The following is a 22,822-nucleotide window of genomic DNA, read 5'->3' as shown; positions in this document are numbered from 1 at the left end:
GTAGATGAAGTGCTTCCCTTTGTTTCAGTGATTAGCTGTTTTGTTGTTTGTTTTGCTCAGCTTTTTGGTTGTATTTTTTTACGTGCTGTGCGTCAGTCTCGCTAGCAAATTCAGTGCCATATTGACCGCCTTGTGCAGCAGCTTGGTTTTGTTTTTTCACTTGTTGTGCGTTTGTTTTGTTTTGTTGTTTATCCATCATTATCACCTCCACGCACATTAATTTGTGCAGAAGGTGTACATCTTATTCATGATTTTTTTTAAACAAGCAAAGAACGTCCGCCATCGACGATAATCGTCTGTCCTCTAATCATATCTGCTTTGCCTGATACAAGGAATTCTACACTGTCGACCATGTCTTTAATTTCCACCATACGGCCTGCTGGTGTATTTTTCTTAGCGTCTTCTAATAGCTCTTCACGATTTGGGAAGTGCTTGAGTGCATCTGTATCAATGGCGCCGCCTGATACGGCATTCACAACGATATTTTTTTGTGACAGCTCAACGGAAAGGTAGCGTGTCAAAGCTTCTAGTGCTGCTTTAGATACACCGACCACCGTGTAGTTTTCAAGGTAGCGGATAGAGCCTAGTGAGCTAATGCTGACGATATGTCCGCCGCCGTTTTTCTCCATTAATTTGGCTGCTTCTTGTCCGCAAAATAACAAGGCTTTCGCATTGATATTCATGGTCCAGTCCCAATGATTTTCTTCAAGATCCATGATTGGACGCTGAACGCCAGATGCCGCATTGTTCACAAATACGTCTAAACGGCCAAACGTTTCGTCAATTTGCTGGAACATGTCTTTGATTTTCTCTGGCTGACCAACGTTGGCTTTGACAACTAATGTTTTAACACCCATCGCTTCAATTTCTTCAGCTGTTTCAAGTGCTGCTTTTTTGCTTCTTGCATAGTTAATGACAATGTCATATCCTTTTTCAGCCAGGCGAAGGGCTACTTCTTTCCCGACACCTCTACTGCTGCCTGTAATTAGTGCACATTTACGCTTGTTCATTATGGTTCATCTCCTGATTTGAATAGTTTTCGTCCATTCGCTTCACACTAATAGGAAAGTTCCTATTAGGAGGTTACATTCATGTATGTCGGACGCGATTTAAGCCAGCTTGGCATGATGTCAAAGGATCAATGGAAAGATACTGAGCTTGCTTTTTTTCATCATGCTTTCCAACAAATTTTACCTTATTTAAACGAAGAAGGGCAATCTAAGTATCGAGAAATCATTTCTGAAATTGAAAACCGCGGGGGTCTGCACCGAAATGAAGCCGATTATACCCATGGTACAACGGTTAAATATGACTAGGTTGTTCAAGAGCCATCTTCCATATTTTTTGATGTGAGACTGGCAAAGCATATGCCTCAAATTCTTCTGTTGTGACTTTTTTCAGCATCGTGTCATCAGATACAGAGTTCACACGTCCAAAGAAAACAGAAATATTCCAGATGAGGTGGGTAAATACATGTTGAATGGTGCCTTCTAAATCACCAAGTTCTGCTTGTACACCCGCTTCCTCTTTTAAGAAATCAATCAGCTGCTCTTTTTCCGTTTTTCTTCCCTTCATTGTTTCCATGTTTGGGAACTCCCATAAATTCGCAAGCAGACCTGTACTTGGACGCTTATGAATATAGAGGTGGCCTGCATCATCAAATAACACCGCTGCTGCCATTGATTTCGCAGTCGGCTTTTTCTTTTTACTTTTCACCGGCAGCTCATGCTGAACGCCTTCCTCAAGTGCTGAGCAATGCATGTTTACAGGACAAATGAGGCATGCAGGAGAGGTTGGGGTGCAAATAAGTGCACCTAGCTCCATTAGCCCTTGATTGAATTCTGACGGCTTTTCCCGGGAAATGAGCTGATCAACCGCAAATTCGAAAATGTTTCTCGTTTTTGGTTTTGCAATATCATCCCATATGGACAAGATACGGGAAATGACCCTCATCACGTTGCCGTCTACCGCAGGGTATGGCTTGTTATAGGCTATACTCAGCACTGCGCCGCTCGTATACGGGCCTACACCTTTCAGTTTTGAAAATTGTTCTTTCGTATCAGGGACAACGCCCCCGTAGGATTCATAGACTTCTTTCACAGCTGCCTGTAAATTACGCACTCGTGAGTAGTAGCCAAGACCTTCCCATGCTTTCATGACCTTTTCTTCATCAGCTAAAGCAAGATCTTTCACCGTCGGGAATTGCTCCATAAACCGATTGAAGTACGGAATGACCGTATCCACTCTCGTTTGCTGGAGCATCACTTCTGATACCCAAACGCGATATGGATCTTGATTTTCACGCCATGGAAGTGTTCGTTGTTCTTTTTCATACCAATCGATTAAATCATGCTGAAAGCCCGCAATATCTTTGCGGTCCAGCTTTTCTTGAATGTCTTTCATCTCTATACTCCTTCTCATTGGACCGAGGGCTAACGTTCTGAAAAGAACCTTATTTGTTGTATACTGTTTGTAGATACGTTAACATGTTACATTAAATCGAGATAAAGCAAAAGTGATTTTGCACATAGTCTTGATTGGAGACGTATACTTTGTATGATTGTTCCTAAGCATGATAACTAGGAGGTAATCAATTGGACACTGGTACTCATGTAGTAATGGGCATTTCTCTTGGGGGACTTGCGCTTTTAGATCCAGCCGTCAGCGCAGATCCACACATGGCACACGCCGTGATGATCGCGACCATCGCCGGCTCCCAAGCACCAGACATTGATACTGTGCTAAAACTAAAAAATAATGCAGTTTATATAAGAAATCACCGGGGATTTACTCATTCCATTCCGGCTGTACTGTTTTGGTCATTGCTAATTCCGGCTGTGATTTTCCCATTTGTGCCGGGGGCAAATTTACTCCACCTTTGGTTATGGACACTATTAGCCGTTGTGCTTCATGTGTTTGTCGATATTTTCAATGCATACGGCACACAGGCCATTCGCCCATTTTCAAAGAAATGGGTAGCGCTTGGGATCATTAATACGTTTGATCCGTTTATCTTTTTTACACATCTTGTCGCCATTGTCGTTTGGGCGATTGGCGGTCATCCCGGCTATACGTTCATTACGCTGTATGCCGTGATTTTTTGTTACTATATCGTCAGGGTCATCATGCAGCTTCAGATTAAACGTCAGCTGCGTGCACGGTTCGATGAGATTGAAGACATTATTATTTCGCCTACAATGAAGTTCAGACAATGGCGCATTGCTGTGAAATGTAAATCCTCTTTCCATGTTGGACGCAGTATGAATGGTGAGATCATCATTTTAGACACCTTTAACCGTGTGCCGGTCCCTGATACTGAGATTATGAAAATTGCCAAACAGGATGAAAACATTTCAGCCTTTCTCTCCTTCTCCCCTGTCTACCGGTGGGAAGTAGATAAATACAAGGATCATTATGAGGTACGGTTCATTGATTTGCGCTACCGCAGCAAAGGTCACTATCCTTTTGTTGCGATCTGCCATATCGACATGGACCACCAAATCAAAAATTCCTATACCGGCTGGATTTTCAGTGAAGAAAAACTGCAAAAAAAATTAAGACTCGGCTCTGTGTGAGCGAGTCTTTTTTTGTTGTGTAGGGCTTGGATTATTCATATGTGTAGATTTTGAACTGGATAGTACTTGAATTTGTATAAAACGCAGAAACTGTGATCTATGCACTCATGGAGAGTGCGACAAAATACAATGTGTTTGCGAGCCTTGTCATCGCTATTTCAATCCACGCACTCATGGAGAGTGCGACTAAATCCGTTGAATTGAAAAAGGTCTATTCAGAATTTCAATCCACGCACTCTTGTAGAGTGCGACGAATCTTAATTATATCACATGGAGTGATCAAAGTATTTCAATCCACGCACTCTTGTAGAGTGCGACATTTAACCGGAGGTGTCGCCGATGTGGGATGAACGATTTCAATCCACGCACTCATGTAGAGTGCGACGGACGAATATTTTTAACCGAAAACCCTAACCGTATTTCAATCCACGCACTCATGTAGAGTGCGACTACAAGCTGGCGTTTAAAGCATCTAACGAAGTTGCAATTTCAATCCACGCACTCATGTAGAGTGCGACAGTTGCCTGGTCGATTTTTATTCCCTTTTGAAATATTTCAATCCACGCACTCATGTAGAGTGCGACTGCGATTTTCGCCCTAATTATAACATTTTTTAGGAAATGATCGTCAAAACCCTTAAGTTTCTATATAGAACTTTGTTTTCACTCCTAAAAAATATACATTTTTTCTCATTTTTGTCGAATGAAACGGTGCGAATGTTCCAGGGATTTTATGTTCACCTCACATTCGCACCGACTTTTTCTAGTCTGAAATCTATTTGAATCTTGATAATCATATTTATTATTTCAGCAACAACTTTGAATTTAATTAAATACATGACTACTGAGAGGCAGAGTTATGTTTTTCACAATTATTAATCTACACACTCATGTAGAGTGCGACGCATGAAAAGAAAAAGCACCCTGTTGCCATTTGAATTTCAATCCACGTACTCATATAGAGTGCGACCCATGCTGTTTGGTGATACTGATAAAAAATTCGTTATTTCAATCCACGCACTCATATAGAGTGCGACGCTTCATGTCATTGAAAACGACAGCCAAAAAGAAATTTCAATCCACGCACTCATAAAGAGTGCGACCTTCCCATCCAGATGCTAAGTATCTGTTTGAAGAATTTCAATCCACACACTCATGTAGAGTGCGACGTTGAAGGGGAGGGACAAGCTGTGAAGATCATGATTTCAATCCACGCACTCATGTAGAGTGCGACCCGGCTGGTCAGGCGTTAGTAAGCCGGAAACCGAAATTTCAATCCACGCACTCATGGAGAGTGCGACGAGTGGGCTGATGTGCGTACTGTTGGAGCTATGGGATTTCAATCCACGCACTCATGTAGAGTGCGACTGCAATTTCCGCCCTAATTATAACATTTTTTAGGGAATGATCGTCAAAACCCTTAAGTTTCTATATAGGAATTAAGTTTTCACCCCTGAAAAATATACATTTTTTCTCATTTTTGTCGAATGAAACGGTGCGAATGTTCCAGGGATTTTATGTTCACCTCACATTCGCACCAAGTTTCATGAAATGTCGTCGTCCATTTTAAGTCTTCCATAACCTGCATTTGTTTTAGCACCGATTCCTTCGTGTTCTAAAGCGCCTAGTAAGATGGTTTTGGCGAGTTCGAGCCATTCCGCTTCTTCTGGTAGATTCTTTTTTGTTTTCAATAGAAGTTGAAAGCGGCCGTTGACCACCGTTAAGAAATGGATCGGTGTTGGTGAGTCATCGTCTCGAGGGGCTGGAACACTTCCCCCTTTGTTTATCTTATCTAGCTTGACGCTGTTGTAGTCTGAATGATGTGGTGTCATCACATCTACTTTGAATGCTTCTCCTACCGTCTCAGGCATCATGAGCGCATCATGAAATTCGATGATGCCAGCACGTTCGTTTGTTCCAAACAATGTGTTGTAATCACTACCACCTTGTTTTAGTTCTGGAAAGTTTTCACCTAATACAGAGTGGGCATAATGAGAGGCTACGCCTTTTAAAGCTGTTCCTGGTAAATAAGGAATGCCGTATATCGGGTGTAATAACAATCCCGTTTCAAGTACACCCTCTCCTCCATGTCCAATGACTAACGGTGATATGGATTTGACTAGGCATGTGGGGTTCTTGTCAGTATAATATCGCTCCAAAAATTTTTCATACAATAAGCGATTTTCTCCCCATTGATTTCGATGTAGACTAATCACATTTTCATAAAATGACTGCTTCTTCGCACTGTCCTTTATAACGCTCGACAATGTAGAGCCTTGAATCGACCATTTGCTTTTGTTTAAGGTTAATGACAGATTCATTGGATGTCCTCCACATTTTCCGTCCCTTGCTCCACCTTTAAAATAGATTCCGCATATCTTTTTAACCAAACAGATGCACTTAAAGCTTGTCTTGATTTGATTAAGTAATTTCGATTAGAAGCTGACCAATCTCCTTGTATATCTAGTGTTTCTTTTATATCCTGAACGAATTGTTGATAAGCATTTCCTTTTTTTGATTTTGCTTCAAAAAATGTAATGGTGAGCCTTAACCCATTTGTTAAGATCATTGAGGCGAATCTGTGACAGAGTTGTCCATATTGATTTGAGAAATTCTCCTCATTCGTTTTGGCATTCATCACATGTTGATACGCTTTCTCAGCATAATGATGTTGAATGAGTTTCATGATCCCTCCCCTCCTGTCATGCGCCAGGATACTCTTCCTTTACCTACGTTTGTGTTTCCGCCTAATTGAAGATACATCTGTTTTTCTAGTTGATTTAAAAGTTGATGTCTAACAGATAAATCATTGCTTCCATCGACACGATCACACCATATTAGCCCATAAAATATGGCTTCTGCTGGTACATACTCTTCATACCAGAGAGCACCTTTACTAACTGTTTGGGTTTCATGATCAATTCTAATACGAGGTGTCACTTCAGAATTCATGGTGACAATGTATTGAAAAACGTCATCACTTACAATCACAAATCGCTCTATCCAAAGAGTTTGTGATTGTTTATCGTCGAATAAAAGTTTTGCCATCTGTTCAGCAAAATCGGTTAGTTGTTGAGATTTTTTCGCAGCCCCTTGAAATTCACCTAGATATAATTCGTCATTCTCTACTAATTTAGAATTCATGGTGACTAGCGTGCTTGATTCTTCTATGAGATCAGGGATATCCAGCGATACACCTAATGCTTTTGCATCGCGGGCTAATCTTTTTAATATGAGTGGACTTGCCACATATCCAAATGTACCGTATCTACTCGCCACCGGGAATGAAAATAACCGGCCATCTGTCATGACGACTGCTCCTGCGCTTCCATCTTGATCTCCTTGTGTACCAAATACTTTTTGTACGAATGTGTCTTGTCCTTTCGCGCGATAATGTTCACGCTGCACGCCTTTGATACTGCTTCCAGGTATAATCGGCCATTCTGTGACTTTTTCTCGTTGAATGGGCATATCAATCACGCCAACTCCTTCACCCGCTCCAATATGAAGGGGGGATAAACAATGTATCCAAAACCAACGGCTTGCTTCCATCATCTCACTCCTCTTATTCATTCGGTTTCCATGTTCCCCAAAGTGCTAACCCGCAGCCATCTTCACGATCAAACGCTTCTTTGCGCCGGTTACGATCAGATACTGATTGAAGCCACATTTTTTCGGCCAGTTCTGCTGGATCTCCTTCTTCTACTGTAAAGAAGTAAACACTACCTGCGGGGACTAAGCGGCGTATTGCTTTTTCACGCCCTTTGTCTTTATTTGCTAAACTCCATCCAGAGATTGGCTGCCAATGTGGAACAGAGGCCCAAACCAATTTGAGTCGTACATTTGTATCAAATAGTGGTTTTGACATGAGCTGTTCATCCAGCCATCCGGGCTGCCACCCTTTACTGAAATAAGCGGGTGTCGCCAATATCATGCGAACATACGGCTTGTTTTTGATCGATTCTTTAATAGCATCCGGACATGTCCAATCTTGTTGGTATACATGTGGCCGGTCTTCTATATGAGCCAGCCGCCGTTCACCACCGATTGGGTGAATGCCTGAGAAAGGCTTTAATTCTTCTGACTCTTCAGTAGATAAATCTATTCCTGCCTCCAGTTTAAAGTCATCTGGGAATAAGAGCGATTCAGTTGAAAATAGATGCTGATCTTTTGCTCTTTTACTGCCAGTTTCCACCTCAATTTGTGTTCGTTCCTGACGCCGTAATGCTGGAATAAATGCCGGTGGTGTTTCCTTTTTGAAAGAATGATTTTCCTTCTGCATGTGTTGGTATTCAGTCAAGGCTTTCTTCACCTGACTCTCATCCACTGCGTCTGTCAGCCAGTTCACCATCCACTTTAGTGATACAAAAGCAGGCGGCGATTTCATTTTTTTACGAGCACCAGCTCCAATTGGTGGCCATAATGCCTCACTAAAACGGCCTGTTTTTCCTGTACCAAAAAAGCCCTGTCCTTTCGACATCATTGGCTTTGGTCTCACTTGATACATGCCATACTCATCATCGAATAACTCAAGGTCATGAGGCATTGGCACATATAAATGATCATGCCAACGATATAAAGGACCTCGCACAAGAGATTTTGCATAATAAGAAAGTGGCGTGGTGTGTTTGATTGATTGTCGTTTCTTCGCTAAAGCTGTACGAAGTGTTCCTGCGACCACACTTGGCGGAACATCGTTTAATGAACGCGCCCTTATACCCGGTACACTTTGAAATGGGCGTGCATCACGAATAAGCAGCGGATCAAGCGGTTGAATGTGAAACCATCTTTCAGGCATGTCCACTTACCTCCTCTAGTTGAAGAGCAATGATCATACATTCAGCGATTGTATGTAATTCTTCTAATGTATTCTTCTTCGGTATATACTTCGCAATCAATTGATCGATCCACTCTTTCGTTTCTTGCTCTGTTTTTGCTTCCGTTTTCTTTTTGAATGCAAGACGTCTTATCTCTAGTGGAATGAGTTCATCTAAAATTTCCGGCTGTTTTATAAAAGAAGACTGTTCGTATGTTTGATACAACTCTCGTAAGCCATATGCAAAGCCAGATGTGAAATAAGACTGTTTTAACCACGTCGTCATCTCTTGGATAGAGGCCACTGGATCTATTTGAAATGAGACTGAGATATTCATTGTGTCTCCTCCGCCTCGTTTTTGGAATTGAATCGCTAATGAATTTCGCTCTTGTTTTGCATATTGTTCAGCCTGACGTGCCATGCTTCTTACTTCTTCAAGAGGCTCAAGCATATGAACGATGGCGATGCCAATTGAAATCGAAGGAGGTGTCTCACTATGTTGATGAGCCTTCATCGTTGAAACAAATTCACTTTGTAATTTCCCAGCTGCTTCTAAGCATTGATGCACCGGTACATAAGCCATGACATCATCTCCACCGCCATAGATCAATGTACCTTCACATTTGGAAATAATCCCACAAGCCTTTGAAGCAAAAGTTGAGAGCGTTTTAGAAAATGCAATATGGCTTTCTACATGCTGTATATTTCGTAGTTGGCTGCCCATCTTATCTCCATCCGCCATGAGAAAGGCATAGTAAGGTGAAGGTGCTGGTGGTTTGATCGGCTGGCCGTGATGCTTGCTGTATTTACCTTTGAAATATTTTTCGAGCAGCTGTGTGATGTCATTTTTCGCTTCTGTTCGTGTGGTCCCGACAAGTCCACGTTGTTCAAGATAATCTTCTATTCTTCTTTCATAAAAAAGCGATGCCTCACTCAAATCAATAGGGGCTACTGTCAGATTCATATTCTTAAGATATGTTTCTACATCTTTCACATATTGTGTGGCTGCTTTCTTCATCTGTTCATTTTGGTCCAACATATTTTGATAGGGAGCAAAAGCTTTATCACATACAGATGGAAATGTCATACTCGGATGCTTATGTAAGGACAATCGTTTGATCACTGAAATCGCATCTAATGATTCATGTTCACCAATTCCCCATTTCGCTAGTTGCGCCACTTGCTGTGGTGTTTTTTTCTTTTGGAAAACAGACTCTCGTCCACCGTCAAGTGATGATTTTGGTTCACCGAATAACGCCCCTGGCTCATTTTGTTTAAAATCTCTTAAAGTCTTCCGTGCCGCCATTAAACCTTCGACTTCTTGAAGAGCCAAATGATATGGACTTGCGGACGCATTTGCCGCTCTGTCTTGATTTTGCACCTCAGTCCACACAGCATAAAATTCTATTAAATCATCTACTTGTCGATTCCATGTGCCTATTTGAATATAAGGATCAACTATTTCTCTAACAAAGTCTGCGTATTCCTTCCATTTGTCATATATTGCTTTTTTCACTTGTCTTGCAACGGATGAAGGCTGTTCGTATGAGATTTCCCCCAGTATTTTATTTGGTGCGTTGTTTGGTTCTGCAGATGATTCGTTGAACACAGGGAAAATAAGCGTTCCACCCAGTTCTTGAAATTTCTTCGCACCTGCTTTACTTAATTCAGATAGAAGAAAAGAGCCAAACCATAAATCACGCGTCCGCCTTGCTTGCGCAATAAATTCTTGAACAGGCCCTATCGAAAATAGCATTAATGTTTGTTTTTGTGATTCTTCTGACAAAATGTTTGCACCTCCTTGCTATGTAAAAAGGCTTGAATCGCCGATGAGTGCGTCCGGCCACTCTCGTCTCGTAAAGGATTGTTTGAGTAGGTGGCTGTTGGGTAGATACTTTGTTCATCTGTCACATTGGGCAAAGGCTTTCCGTACCCTAAAAGCGATAACGCTTCGATCTTTGGTTGCTGCAACACCATCACCATGCCCACTGATTCCTTTTGATTAATAGCTAACGGTTTTAAGATGAGTGGTGAAGCCAAACGATTTTTATTTCGCGGGACTAACGTCTTTGTATTAGGCTCCTTTTGAAACCACTTTCTTTTTGCTATTTCTTCTTCGCTTCGCTCCTTATCTTTTTTCGATTTCTTTTTAAAGTTAAAAACAATCGGCATACCAAATTGCGCCCTAGGAAAAGCGATATATCCCTTTGGTTTATTTGAAGGATATGGTAATTCATGATCAGGATGTGACATATTCGCTAGATGACGTATGGAATCTGCCTCAGGCCAATAACTTCTCCCAGCCTCCCCATTTTGGATATTATGTTTTTTACGAAATTCAATGTATGTATCCATTGTTCTCGTCCAGGATAAATGCGTTTGAGAAGCTTTATTTTGTAATCTAAACTCCCAGCTTAGCGTTGCCCATTCACGAGGCACTTCGGGAATAGAGATAGCATATTGACATATCTTCTCTTTAAACCATTGATCAAATCGCTCCTTAATGACTTCTTGCACTTTAGGAGAAAATGTTTCACAGTATAAACTCCCACAACCACGTCTCGTTCTTGCGCCAAGTCCCCCAAAATTGATCCACGCCCATAGTGCAGCTTCGATTTCATTGCCTAACTTCTTTTTGTCTTGTGAAGTCATTGAAGCACTCTCGGTCAAATACACATTCATTTTGAAATATCCCATAAACATTTTATTTGGTGTTTTTTGAAAAATATATGTTGGAGGGAATTTGATTTGTTTTTTTTCTTTAAATATTTCTTCAACGATTACTTTAATTAAGCTGCTTTTTTCTGTATGACCAAATATCTCTGCTTCTCTTTTAGATAATTCATTCGCATTTTTGCAGGCAGCTCCTCGAGTTGCACGCCACCAGAAACGAAGATGTCCACGAATTGCACTTTCTCGAATGGGTCTGTCTTGATCAATTGAGTTTGATTTGGGCCCTCCCCCAAACATTGGCGTAACCAAATGAATAGTGAGCGGCTCTTTAAAAAGTCTTTGGTCTTCATGAATTTTCGTGTCAATCGCATGTTTCACATCATGCCAATTCGTTTTGGGTTTACTAGATTCCCTTGTCATGTCGCTCTCCTTTCTTCACTTTGTTATCTGTTTCTGAAACAGCTTGGCATATGCATAGTGAGGGAAAAACATGGGGTTGTTGATGAGCATCAGCAATTGATTTAATTGGAAGTTTAGCGTTAACAGATCGTATCCATCAATACGTAAATCGCTGAGTTTGTTTTCATCTAGAAATTGTTCTTCTTCCTTAGATCGTTTTTCTTGTTTGAAACAATTTAATTCGTTTGACCACCATCTTAGATGTTCATGTTCATTAGGTACTTTTAATTGAAATTCATTGCTTTTTTTCATGAGCATAAAATCAAAAGACGCCGCTAATTCAGCTGCTTTATTTGAAATTGTTTGGTCCTCTTCTCTTTTAAAGTTACTTGCTAAAATGAGTAAAGGACGCGTCCTCTTTTGTGTGTTACTTTCACTTGTAAAGTAACCTGTGGCCGTTCTAGCAATTCCTGTTGTTTTTGGTGTTAGCTGTTTTATTTTTTTAGACCATTCTTCTAAACCTTTTTCTTTCAAATTAGAGCTTTTACATTCAATAGCAACCGCAACCGCCTCAATCGGTATAAACTTCAACGAATTGTGTTGGAACACATACGGTGTATACTGTTCATCAAATACGGCAATATCGACTTCGTTAGAATGATTTCCTTCTGAGTCAATAATGATGACACCTTGTGCTAATGAATATTTTTTAGGAATGATTTTCCGAAAAAACTCCATCCACATCACTTCTCTAGAATCCCCTGTCAGCCCACCATGATTAGAAGCAAAGTCCACTTCTTCTGATATCATGCTGTTTAATCTTTGATAATTCTCTAAGATCAGCTGCTCAACTTTACCGGTTCGCTCCGTTTCACCCAAACCAATTCCTCCTTCATCATTCACTACGAATGGATAAAATTTGAATCTAAATGACTACTTTTCATTTCGACTTATTTTGAGATTTTTTAAGGTTTATTTAGGAAAAAGAAGAAGAAAAAAACATGACTGCAAGGAGTCATGTTTTCACTGTACATATGAACAGTCTATTTTGAAGGCTTTTGTATCTGAAAGAGGGTGTTGTAAGATCATGATCTCTGAGAATGTCATACCCGTTTAAGACACAATCTTTTAAAATCACGCACTCATGTAGAGTGCGACGTTTCACGCTTCAAAAGAAGGTGAGCGGCAAATGATTTCAATCTACGCACTCATATAGAGTGCGACAACATTAACAACAAAAGGATATACAAGCAGCGAAATTTCAATCCACGCACTCATATAGAGTGCGACTGCGATTTCTGCCTTAATTGTAACATTTTTTAGGAAATGATAGGCAAAATCCACAACTTTCAATAAAGAATTTTGTTTTCCCTTTCATAAAATATACATTTTTTATCATTTTTTTCAAAGGTGCGAATGTCCCGGGGGTTTTATGTTTACCTCACATTCGCGCCAATTTTTTATTAATACTATTTAAATAAAAACTATTGCTCTTGAAAACATACTTATTTCACTGTTTCATCAACAGCTTTGAATTCATTTAAAAATATGGATTACTGAGCCAGTTCTGGGGTTACTTGGTCTATGATGCTACCAATTCAAATTTTCAATCCATGCACTCCTGTAGAGTGCGACGACTATGACAGCCTATATGAAAGTAAAGCGTCAATATTTCAATCCACGCACTCATGTAGAGTGCGACAGTAAACATCCAAAAATTAACGGAATTACAATACATTTCAATCCACGCACTCACATAGAGTGCGACTGCGATTTCTGCCCTAATTGTACCATTTTTTAGGAAATGATAGGAAAAATCCACAACTTTCAATAAAGAATTTTGTTTTCCCCTTTATAAAATATACACTTTTTCTCATTTTTGTCGAATAAAAAGGTGCGAATGTCCCGGGGATTTTATGTTCACCTCACATTCGCACCAAGTTTTTAATTCATTGACTCTATTAACTAAAATGACTACTCTTCTCCCAATCTTTGAGGAAAAGTAAATTTTAATCAGTATAGTTACTCCACTAATAATTTCCGATCAAACATACATGCTTTAACTTTAACTATGTTTTCTCTTACTTAAAATCAAGAATGGCTAAGCACTCATGTAGAATGCGACTGCGATTTCCGACCTTATTGTAACATTTTTTAGGGAATGATCGTCAAAACCCTCAAGTTTCTATATAGAATTTTGTTTTCACCTCTAAACAATATACATTTTTTATCATTTTTGTCGAATGAGAAGGTGCGAATGTCCCGGGGATTTTGTGTCCACCTTACATTCGCACCGAATTTTTCTTAATCCTATTTAAATAAAAACTATTGCTCTAAAGGTATTTTCATGATTTCATCAACAGGTTTGAATTCATTTAAAAATATGACTACTGAGCCAGAGTCATGTTTTTCACACCTAAATCAAGCGCAACTGTCAACATTTCTTTCAAGCTACCTCAATCCATACACTCCTGTAAAGTGCGACACATAGAAGCACCTGAGCACGGTCACACAATCATTATTTAAATCCACGCCTCATATAGAGTGCGACGCGCCTTTCCCTTATCAATGGCGTATCTGGATACGATTTCAATCCACGCACTCGTATAGAGTGCGACGTGAACTTTTGGACATCGCTCAAAAATATAACCTATTTCAATCCACGCACCCATATAGAGTGCGACTAACAGATACTAACCTAGTGCAAAGAGGCAGCTTATTTCAATCCACGCACTCACATAGAGTGCGACTGCGATTTCTGCCCTAATTGTAACATTTTTTAGGAAATGATAGGCAAAACCCACAACTTTCAATAAAGAATTTTGTTTTGCCCTTTATAAAATATACATTTTTTCTCAATTTTGTCGAATAAAAAGGTGCGAATGTCCCGGGGATTTTATGTTCACCTCACATTCGCACCATCAGTTCCTCTTACATCTTCGTCATATATTCCACAATAAACTCCCAAAAGCCAGGTCCTTCTTGGTAAATCAGCCAGTCTACTTTTTCGATGAGTTTGATATAAAGTTCTTGTTCGAGGTCTTCTCTTTCTTGATATGTCGTGTTTTGTAGTTTCTTTTTGATCATGGGTGTGAAGGTTTCAATGAGTTCTTCCATTTCTCCATTGGTCATTTTGTCTTCGTGCACGGACATCTCCCCCTGTTTCTTCTTTTAGTTTGTTGAGCGCTTTTTTGTGGATGTTTGAGATGTTTTGTCTCGTTTCGCCTAGCCGGTCGGCTATTTCTTTCATTGTTTGACCTTCAACATAAATATGGGTTAAGACCATTTTTTGTTTGTCTGTGAGCTGCTGGTAGGCCTTGTACAATCTTTGATCTTGCAGGTGCTCCCCTAAGTCTTGCTGGTTGAAGAGCACGGCTTCATACGTATCTGTTTGAACAGGATCTTTCACTTCTTGCGTATCAGGATGATCGAGTATGAGCGGAAAACGCTGCTGCTTTTTTTTCACTCGTTTGTCAAAGTCGACTGAAAAGATGCGGATCATTGTGGAAATATACTTGATGATGCGGATTTTTTGATAAAACTGCTTGAACTCGGAATCTAGTTTTTTCGCATTTTCTTCGTTTGGCTCTTCCATGACTTGCCTGAGCAGCTGCTGGTTTTTAGGATTACTTAAAAATTGCTGAATGAGCGGGTGATCAATGATCTCCTTCCATTTTGCTTTCAATAACAGCCGATAATCCATGTGCATCCTCCCCTTTGTTCTCTCTACTTGCATTAAGTGGACAAAAGTTAAAAAAAGTAAACTTTGTGAAACGGGTCTAATGGTTCATTTTCTCCCCCTTTGATTTCCTATTTCTTCTTTCATACCACTTATAGAGAAGACGAGCATCCGCTGGGAGGTGAGACAAATGGAGACCTTTTTTTCGGAGGAATGGCTGAAGCAGCTCGGTCAGGCTGGATTTCCTGCTATTTTAACGATTTATTTGCTGACACGTTTTGAACGAAAGTTTGATGAATTAAGCAAGCTCATCCAACGATTGGTCGCTGTTCAAAAAAATGATGAATCAGATTGACATCTTCTTGATTCGTTTCACCTTATGAAAACGAGGGCGAAATGAAAGGCCTTTTGTCACCTCACACAATACGATGTTGAAAGGGGATTTTATCATGAGTGAAAAGCAAAATGGTGTACCGCAGCCGATTCGAGGAGAAAAAGGAGCAACGGTCAAAATTCCACGTAATCTCGAGCGAGACAGACAAAACCCAGATATGCTCACGCCACCAGAAACCGATCATGGAACGGTTCCCAACATGAAATATTCTTTTTCTGATACGCACAACCGTTTAGAAAAAGGCGGTTACGCAAGAGAAGTCACGGTACGTGAACTACCAATCTCTAAAAGTCTTGCCTCTGTGAACATGCGGCTAAAACCTGGTGCGATTCGCGAGCTGCACTGGCATAAGGAAGCGGAATGGGCGTACATGATTTATGGGGAAGCCCGAATTACATCGGTTGATGCAGAGGGGCGCAATTTTACAGAGGATGTGACCGAGGGTGATTTGTGGTATTTCCCTTCAGGCTTGCCGCATTCTATTCAAGCACTTGAACCGGGAGCTGAATTCTTGCTTGTGTTTGATGATGGTTCCTTCTCTGAAAATAGTACGTTCCAAGTGACTGATTGGCTTGCCCATACGCCAGAGGAAGTTGTGCTCCAAAACTTTGGAATGACAAAGGAGCAATTTGAAAAACTGCCAGAGAAAGAGAAGTATATTTTCCAAAAAGGAATTCCTGGTTCCCTTGAGTGTGACAAGGTGAAAACAGAGCAAGGAGAAGTCCCGAACTCCTTTAAATATGAGCTGTTAAAGCAAGAGCCGATTACGTCAAGCGGCGGACAAGTGTGGATTGCGGATTCTACCAATTTCAAAGCGTCTAAAACGATTGCATCCGCTCTTGTGAAAGTTGATCCAGGTGCCATCCGTGAGCTGCACTGGCATCCAAATACGGATGAATGGCAATATTTCATTTCTGGAAAGGCACGAATGACGGTCTTTGCTTCTGATGGACATGCGAGAACCTTCAACTATCAGGCGGGAGACGTTGGCTATGTGCCATTTGCGATGGGGCATTATGTAGAAAATACAGGCGACGAACCGCTCTATTTCTTAGAAATCTTTAAGAGCGATCATTATGCAGATATCTCGCTCAATCAGTGGCTTGCGGTCACACCGAAACAGCTTGTTTTGGATCATTTAGATCAAGGCGAAGAATTCTTGAAATTGCTTGATACTGACAAACATCCTGTCATCGCTGCACCTAAAAAAGAGGATTAATTCCAACCTTCCTGCAAAAAGGCTGTCCTTTTTGCAGGTATCTTCATGTAAAGGAGTGTTGTTTACCCATGCAACAATCTGTTCACGCTTTATGGCAAGGGCTGAAATGGCTCATGGCGGCGTCAGCTGTCTGTTACATATTTTTATTGTTTTGTGTGCTGTTCTTTCATTTGACCGGTGCTTTTTATCAATCGATTTTATCGTTGATTCTGTTTATGGGCATCTATGTTGTACTTGGGATCTCTTTTGAACATCTGGAACACGTGCTCATGCGGTTTGTTCGTAAGTGTCGGTCCAAAAAACGATCTATCGTTTTCTATGCCGTTTTATTTCACCTTTTGTTTATTTGGGGTGCTGTCTATGTATCAGACGAATTGGTTGACGGCATTTTGCTGACTACTTCTGAAGAAATTCTCTTTGCGCTAAGTCTTTGGTTATTTCATTTTTTGTTTGATTATGCGTCGTTTTCGTTTGATAAGGAAGCTTCGTGAGGCGCTATCGTCTTTCTGTAGAGAGCGCTTGTTTGACCTGCTCCATATGATGGAGATCATGTTTAATCAAACCTTGAAAATAACTTGATAACGTCAGCTCGGTTTGACCGATCAAAAAGGATGTATTCCAGCGAGATGCTTCGATTTTCTTCATTTCTTGAAGCAATTTTGTTCTAACAGCAATAAATCGCCCGATCGTCTCGCTTCTCTCTTCCTTTCTTGCTCTTTCGGCTGACTGCCGGTTCATTTCATGCACATCAGGTGCCTGAGGTAACGCTTTATTGTTCCAAAATTCCTTTAGGCGATCGTGTAAAATAAATTCATCCCATGGAACGAAATGTGCGATGATCTCAGCAATGCTCCACTTTCCATCAGCGATGGCGCTACGCCATTCTTCTTCTGTTACTTCCGTTAGTGACTGCACCCATTCAAGGGTGTGTTCATAGTGTTTTATCACGGTGTCTTTGTTCATGTTTTGTTATCCCCTTTATGTTTTTAAAAGAAGTTGATCAGAAATTGGTTAGTTTCATTCTTGCTAAATCATTTATAACATATTATCATATACTTTAATTACCAAATGAAAAGGGGGAATTGTGATACGCTGTCCTATATGAAAAAGCTTATTTTTTTGCGCCAAAATAAACCGACCGGTCTGTTTATAAAAAGGGAGGAAAAATGATGAATTCTCAAAATGTGATCATTATCGGCAGTGGTGTAGCAGGATTGGCTACTGCTTTATTTTTAAAAAAGGCTGGAATGGAAAGTACGATTTATGAAAGCAGGTCAGATGAAGAATTAGAAACAGGAGCAGGTTTTTTACTGTCTCCGAATGGGGTAAAGATTTTGGATGGAATCGGGTGTAAAAATGAAGTGATAGCAAATGCAACAGTGATAAAGAAAATCCAGCAAATAAACAGTGAAAATGAAGTAGAAGCGATCTTTCACAATTATAGTGAAAAATATTATGATGCCCCTTTACTGAACGTCATGAGAGACCAAATCATCAAATCACTTTTAAAAGAAGTTCACCGTCAAGGAATAGAAGTGAAGTACAACAAAAAGTTAATCTCAATCAAACAGCAGCCTCATTCCGTTCAGGTTCTTTTTGAAGATGAAACTGAGATAACAGGTGATATCGTAATAGGAGCAGATGGAACTTTTTCTAAAACAAGAGAGGCTATTGCGTTTAATGCTAAATTAGACTATAGCGGTTTTTGGGGACTACAAGGAGTATCGTTTGTGAAGGATTTTGTATTGGATGAGGCAACAAGTTATTTTTACAATGACGGAAACTTTCAATTCATTTTTGGGAAAGCGCATCCAACAAATAAAATGAATATTTTATGGCAAGCTTTCTCTCAGTGTCCTGAGAAGTTACCTACAAAACATTTTGAGAAAGCCAATCAAGAAACCATCCGACAGTTATTATATAAACAAATGGAACATTGGAACATTCCTAAACACCTTTCTGACATCATCGATCATACAAACATGTTCTTTCCAAGAAGTATCTATGAAATAAAGGATTTTCCTGTGTGGTCAAAAGGACGTGTTGTTCTTGTAGGTGATGCGGTACATACGGCGAACCCTTTTGTTGGTCAAGGAGCATCGTATAGTCTAGAAGATGCCATGCTCATAGCAAAGATGCTAAGGGATCATGAGTATCGAGATGCGTTCTATTATTATGAAAAGGATCGAAGAAAGAGGACAGAAGAATTGAATGCGCTATTTCAGCACATGAGTATTCAAAACGATATTGATAAAAAAATGAACGAATACACGATTGAATGGGATGAAGAAACTTACGTATGAGATGAAAGATAAAAAAAACACCACTTATGCTGAAAAGTGGTGTTTCTTGTGTTTTCTCCGTGCATATAAAATCGCACCGATCAAACTGACGAGTGAAATCAATGCGAGAGTTCTGATATAAGGCGGATAGTAGGTTAGCACGATCTCGTTTTTTCCTTTTTCTATTGGAAAACCGATAAACGCATAATTGGCTTGTTCAATATCGGTTTGATGGCCGTTCACCGTGAGCTCCCAGCCTTTTTCATATGGAACAGGCAGAATCATATAATCATCGCCGCGCTTGTTCTCATAAGAAATCGTAAAGCGGTTATTTTTAAGTTTCACCTGTTGGCTGCCATCATCCTGTTTTTCTTTTTCATATGCCCGCGCGAGGGTGCGGTAAGGCTCATGATACAGCTTTAATTGACTCAGCTCATACGTCCCTTTTGGAACTCGTATGGAAAGGATTTTTTCCGCAGGGACTCGGATCGTCACGTCATTAACGCCTGTTTTATAGATAGACGTATTGCTTTTGCGTGATGTGACGTAGTCATCCACAGATAACTGAAACCCTTCGTTACGGTCGGTCCGCTTCACATAAAAGCTCACATACACATCCCCCACGCGAGCGATATCATCTGGAAGGGTGATATTTAGCCCGCCCGTTTTCCCGTATACATCAAGCACGCCATTTTCGTATACAGCTTGTTCAGTATGAATGTTTGTATCCTTTATTCGATCAGGCGATTGGTCGATTTCAGCATTTCCTTTTTTGTTTAAGATCACACCTTGCAACATCGCATGTTCTTTATCAAGTGCTGACGCATGCTCTAGTGACTTTTCTGAATAGACGGTACTCGTTGTTCTTGCAAATGGGAGCGGGCGTGTATTTTCATACACTTCATAATGTTCGCTTTCCAATATGGGCTTAAAATAAACCGGCGGTGAGAAAGACATCGATTTGTCTCTCATATAATACTTCCCGTAGGTCAGACTGTATAAATTCGCCCTGTCCCCCATTGTTGCATACCGGCTGACACTTTCCCGTCCCATATCAATTTGCAGGTCATTCCAGTAGAATTGGAGCAGATGCTGATTCAATATACTTGAATACGCACTCATGCCTTGAAAGCCTTCAAATAACGGGGTGTTGTTGCGCACGCCGTTCATCCAATCAATCCGGGCAAGCGGATCTTCTTTTGAGCGGCTTTGAATTTGCTGAATGAGCTTCATTTGCTCATGTCCAGCATACGCCTCACTATTCAGATACGTATCTGATACGCTCTTAATATTGCTTCTTTCAAATAAGTAGCCCTGCTGATACACGCCTGCTGTCAGTAAGCTCACAACAATGAGCACAGCTGACAAGAGATGAAGGTGCAGACGTTTCCCCGCATGTATCGAGAGGAAGAACAAGCTGATCACAAGCAGTCCTATTCCGGTAAATACAACAACATCCATATTTCCCTTTGCTCGTTCTGAAAGGGCGACTGCGAGAAGGAATACAATCCAAGCGCCTAAAACCGCACGTTTTTTCCACTTCCACTCCATTTGCGAGAAATGCTTGATGGTGATGGCTACGACTGCTCCAACTGTAAAAGCAAGAATGTATTCAAATCTGTACTGCGGTGCAGAAAAACCATTAAACACGCTCGCCATCTTTGGACTGTAGTGAAAAATGATCAGCAGAACACTGATCGATGTGAACATGAAAAACCATCTGTTCCGGTATAGCGGAACGAGAAACAGACAAATCAGAAAGATGACCGGCAATAAATACACCCTGCTTGTAAACAGCAGATGATCATGCAGCGCAAACCAAGGAATTGCCTGTTCATACGGCGGTCTTACATTATTGAGAAAGCCGTAAACAGACGGGATAAAAAAGGCAGCACTGATCCCAAACGATAACAACGTAGAGATCGTAAGTGTCCAGAACACCTTCCAGCCTCGCTCCTCGCTTTGAAGCTTAATCATATATCTGAAGACGAGATAAATGGCTAAAAAGATAAAGTGAATGTAAGCAAAGTAAAAATTATTGATCAGCATGAGACTGCAAGCCGCAATAAACCATGCCGGCTTGCCTGTTTTAAAAATCCGTTCAACCCCGAGCACAAGCAGCGGAAGCCACATCATGCTGTCGGTGAAAAACTCCCAAAACGTTTGATGCCGAAAGTACACAATAGACAGTCCGTAAATACCGGCACCTGTCAGCGCCCCCAGCCTATGTTGCACAATCGAAAGAAGCACACGATATGCGATGAACAGAATGACTGTCAGCTTGATCACACTCAGCCAAATAACAGCATTTGCCCAAAAGTGAATGTCTGTTGACTGTACAAGGTGAAGCACATTTAACAGCAAGACAACAACGACTGTGACCATAAAGACCATCGACGTTGTAAAATAATAACCTAATTGCGTATATGTACCGCCGCCTAGACCAAATTGATAGGAATAAAAGAAGTTTCCTTTGACGTATTCGTCATACAGCAGCTTTTTAAACGGGAGCATTTGCGAAATGCCATCTCCATCTCCCGTCATATATCGGCCTTGCGTATATTCATATAAGAAAAAGGAGTGTCCTAATAAAGCAAGAATGAGGCACATTCCAATGAGTATCCATCTACGTTTCATCATCTAAATCCTTTCTCCAAAAGATCCACTGTTCATTGAAACAAAACAACCCAGCAAGCGATTCGTGCTTGCCGGTTATTTGACTCCACGTTATTTAAATAACTGCGTTAACACTCGGTCTTGTTCTTTTGAGCTTGTCTCTTGTTCCATGACATTTGATTCTTGAATTAAGTAATGCGGTCTCTTTTTCGTTTCATAGTAAATCCGGCCAATGTATTCTCCGATCACACCTAGACTCAAGAGCTGGACACCACCGAGGAAAAGCACAGCTGAGATTAAAGTGAAATAACCCGGTACCATGATGCCCGTTCTGACGATTTGAATAAAGGTCGCCACGATGTAAATCAAAGAGAGAAATAAGATCAAAATACCCGTATAAAAACAAATACGCAGCGGGCGGTTGTTAAAGGAAATGACACCATCAATCCCGTAGTTAAATAATTTCTTCAGTGACCATTTTGTATCACCGTGCTGTCTTTCCACATTTTCATAATAGATGACCTTTTCTTCAAAGCCAATCCAGCAAAAAAGGCCTTTTGAAAAACGATTTCCCTCTTTTAGCTGAAGCAATGCGTCGATCGCTTGACGGGAAATTAAGCGGAAATCTCCTACACCATCACGCAAGTCCACTTCGACCACCTTGTTCATCACTTTATAATACATCGATGATAGGTAAGAACGAAGCTTGCTGTCCCCTTTACGGTTTCGTTTAGCAATGACTTGATGATAACCTTCTTCGTAGCCTCTAACAAAATCCTGAATCAAATACGTTGGGTGCTGCAGGTCGGCGTCCATAATGATCGCAGCTTCCCCTTTTGCATGCTCAAGACCTGCTAAAATTGCAGCTTCTTTCCCAAAGTTACGAGAAAAGGAAATGTATTTGACTTTTGCACTTTTGTGAGAGAGCTCTCTCATGTATTGAAGCGTATTGTCTTTGCTTCCATCATTCACAAAGATGATTTCAAAGTCATAATGAAAATCGCGAAACTCTTCCTCGAGTGCCTCAAAGATTCGTCTGATGTTTTCACCTTCATTGTAAGAAGGAATTATAACAGAGAGCAGTTCCCGTTCCATATCGCACCTTCTCTTCACTTTTTTCACATAGTCTGTTATGTTCATTATTCCTTTTTTGTCAGAAAACGAAACCCT

At 40.6% G+C, this 22,822-nt stretch carries 20 protein-coding genes, 1 pseudogene and 1 CRISPR repeat array; of the genes and pseudogenes, 6 read left to right on the top strand and 15 right to left on the bottom strand.

All coding sequences use genetic code 11. The features are described 5' to 3' along the window. Window positions 1-31 precede the first annotated feature (31 nt). Window positions 32-181 (bottom strand): annotated as a pseudogene (locus NST24_RS04385) (gamma-type small acid-soluble spore protein); the annotation flags it as partial. A gap of 76 nt (window positions 182-257) precedes the next feature. Further along, window positions 258-1,010, bottom strand: a complete 753-nt coding sequence (fabL, locus tag NST24_RS04380) for an enoyl-[acyl-carrier-protein] reductase FabL (RefSeq protein WP_007496726.1) — start codon at window positions 1,008-1,010, stop codon at window positions 258-260. Between the two features lie 81 nt (window positions 1,011-1,091). Here fabL and NST24_RS04375 point away from each other — a divergent pair, with 81 nt between their 5' ends. After that, complete coding sequence (locus tag NST24_RS04375; protein ID WP_008341962.1) at window positions 1,092-1,316, top strand: hypothetical protein; 225 nt, start codon at window positions 1,092-1,094, stop codon at window positions 1,314-1,316. Here the strand turns inward: NST24_RS04375 and mutY are convergent. After that, a complete protein-coding gene (mutY, locus tag NST24_RS04370) occupies window positions 1,303-2,403 on the bottom strand; it encodes an A/G-specific adenine glycosylase (protein WP_326110968.1) in 1,101 nt (366 codons plus the stop codon). The two genes, NST24_RS04375 and mutY, sit on opposite strands and share 14 nt — an antisense overlap. A gap of 191 nt (window positions 2,404-2,594) precedes the next feature. Here mutY and NST24_RS04365 point away from each other — a divergent pair, with 191 nt between their 5' ends. Continuing rightward, the gene (locus NST24_RS04365) at window positions 2,595-3,575 is read left to right on the top strand and encodes a metal-dependent hydrolase (protein WP_008341965.1); all 981 of its coding nucleotides are present in this window, start codon (window positions 2,595-2,597) and stop codon (window positions 3,573-3,575) included. A gap of 89 nt (window positions 3,576-3,664) precedes the next feature. Continuing rightward, window positions 3,665-4,159: direct repeats of the CRISPR family, unit length 32 nt; unit sequence ATTTCAATCCACGCACTCATGTAGAGTGCGAC. 959 nt (window positions 4,160-5,118) lie between these two features. On the opposite strand, the gene cmr6 is transcribed toward NST24_RS04365, so the two are convergent. From cmr6 to NST24_RS04320, 9 genes are all read right to left on the bottom strand, one after another. Continuing rightward, window positions 5,119-5,895 (bottom strand): type III-B CRISPR module RAMP protein Cmr6, encoded by a 777-nt coding sequence (gene cmr6, locus NST24_RS04360; protein WP_289346039.1) that lies wholly within the window; start codon window positions 5,893-5,895, stop codon window positions 5,119-5,121. After that, entirely contained in the window at window positions 5,892-6,260 is a 369-nt protein-coding gene (gene cmr5 / locus NST24_RS04355; RefSeq protein WP_335364341.1) for a type III-B CRISPR module-associated protein Cmr5, read from the bottom strand. Before cmr5 ends, cmr6 begins: the two co-directional genes overlap by 4 nt. After that, entirely contained in the window at window positions 6,257-7,126 is an 870-nt protein-coding gene (gene cmr4, locus NST24_RS04350; protein WP_335364340.1) for a type III-B CRISPR module RAMP protein Cmr4, read from the bottom strand. Before cmr4 ends, cmr5 begins: the two co-directional genes overlap by 4 nt. Window positions 7,127-7,139: 13 nt before the next feature. Next, window positions 7,140-8,372: a type III-B CRISPR module-associated protein Cmr3 gene (gene cmr3 / locus NST24_RS04345; RefSeq protein WP_342462386.1), complete on the bottom strand. Its 1,233-nt coding sequence runs from the start codon at window positions 8,370-8,372 to the stop codon at window positions 7,140-7,142. Next, window positions 8,365-10,176, bottom strand: a complete 1,812-nt coding sequence (cas10, locus tag NST24_RS04340; RefSeq protein ID WP_342462385.1) for a type III-B CRISPR-associated protein Cas10/Cmr2 — start codon at window positions 10,174-10,176, stop codon at window positions 8,365-8,367. Before cas10 ends, cmr3 begins: the two co-directional genes overlap by 8 nt. Beyond that, window positions 10,146-11,483 (bottom strand): type III-B CRISPR module RAMP protein Cmr1, encoded by a 1,338-nt coding sequence (gene cmr1, locus NST24_RS04335; protein ID WP_342462384.1) that lies wholly within the window; start codon window positions 11,481-11,483, stop codon window positions 10,146-10,148. The genes cas10 and cmr1 overlap by 31 nt, the downstream gene beginning before the upstream one ends. A gap of 15 nt (window positions 11,484-11,498) precedes the next feature. Continuing rightward, entirely contained in the window at window positions 11,499-12,341 is an 843-nt protein-coding gene (locus NST24_RS04330) for a DUF6602 domain-containing protein (RefSeq protein WP_342462383.1), read from the bottom strand. Window positions 12,342-14,393: 2,052 nt separating this feature from the next. Further along, a complete protein-coding gene (rsoA, locus tag NST24_RS04325; RefSeq protein ID WP_202734625.1) occupies window positions 14,394-14,615 on the bottom strand; it encodes a sigma-O factor regulator RsoA in 222 nt (73 codons plus the stop codon). Continuing rightward, window positions 14,563-15,165: a sigma-70 family RNA polymerase sigma factor gene (locus NST24_RS04320; protein ID WP_165378789.1), complete on the bottom strand. Its 603-nt coding sequence runs from the start codon at window positions 15,163-15,165 to the stop codon at window positions 14,563-14,565. Before NST24_RS04320 ends, rsoA begins: the two co-directional genes overlap by 53 nt. Before the next feature lie 166 nt (window positions 15,166-15,331). On the opposite strand from NST24_RS04320, the gene NST24_RS04315 reads away from it, so the two are divergent. From NST24_RS04315 to NST24_RS04305, 3 genes are all read left to right on the top strand, one after another. After that, complete coding sequence (locus NST24_RS04315; RefSeq protein WP_073415715.1) at window positions 15,332-15,496, top strand: YvrJ family protein; 165 nt, start codon at window positions 15,332-15,334, stop codon at window positions 15,494-15,496. Between the two features lie 94 nt (window positions 15,497-15,590). Then, window positions 15,591-16,754: an oxalate decarboxylase family bicupin gene (locus tag NST24_RS04310; protein WP_024718268.1), complete on the top strand. Its 1,164-nt coding sequence runs from the start codon at window positions 15,591-15,593 to the stop codon at window positions 16,752-16,754. Window positions 16,755-16,822: 68 nt separating this feature from the next. Next, window positions 16,823-17,245: a regulatory YrvL family protein gene (locus NST24_RS04305; protein WP_024718269.1), complete on the top strand. Its 423-nt coding sequence runs from the start codon at window positions 16,823-16,825 to the stop codon at window positions 17,243-17,245. Between the two features lie 4 nt (window positions 17,246-17,249). Here the strand turns inward: NST24_RS04305 and NST24_RS04300 are convergent, their stop codons facing one another. Next, window positions 17,250-17,717, bottom strand: a complete 468-nt coding sequence (locus tag NST24_RS04300) for a DinB family protein (RefSeq protein ID WP_342462382.1) — start codon at window positions 17,715-17,717, stop codon at window positions 17,250-17,252. A gap of 206 nt (window positions 17,718-17,923) precedes the next feature. On the opposite strand from NST24_RS04300, the gene NST24_RS04295 reads away from it, so the two are divergent. Beyond that, window positions 17,924-19,057, top strand: coding sequence for an NAD(P)/FAD-dependent oxidoreductase (locus NST24_RS04295; protein WP_342462381.1), 1,134 nt, complete (start codon window positions 17,924-17,926; stop codon window positions 19,055-19,057). A 24-nt stretch (window positions 19,058-19,081) separates the two neighbouring features. Here NST24_RS04295 and NST24_RS04290 read toward each other — a convergent pair whose 3' ends face one another. Together NST24_RS04290 and NST24_RS04285 are read right to left on the bottom strand one after the other, a co-directional pair. After that, complete coding sequence (locus tag NST24_RS04290; RefSeq protein ID WP_342462380.1) at window positions 19,082-21,676, bottom strand: YfhO family protein; 2,595 nt, start codon at window positions 21,674-21,676, stop codon at window positions 19,082-19,084. An 87-nt stretch (window positions 21,677-21,763) separates the two neighbouring features. After that, a complete protein-coding gene (locus tag NST24_RS04285; RefSeq protein WP_008341983.1) occupies window positions 21,764-22,747 on the bottom strand; it encodes a glycosyltransferase family 2 protein in 984 nt (327 codons plus the stop codon). Window positions 22,748-22,822 lie beyond the last annotated feature (75 nt).

Origin of the sequence: Bacillus sp. FSL R5-0286 (assembly GCF_038593245.1) — a bacterium.
GTDB lineage: Bacteria > Bacillota > Bacilli > Bacillales > Bacillaceae > Bacillus > Bacillus altitudinis.
The sequence above is the reverse complement of the archived record's forward strand: the minus strand, read 5'-3'. Positions and strand labels throughout refer to the sequence as shown.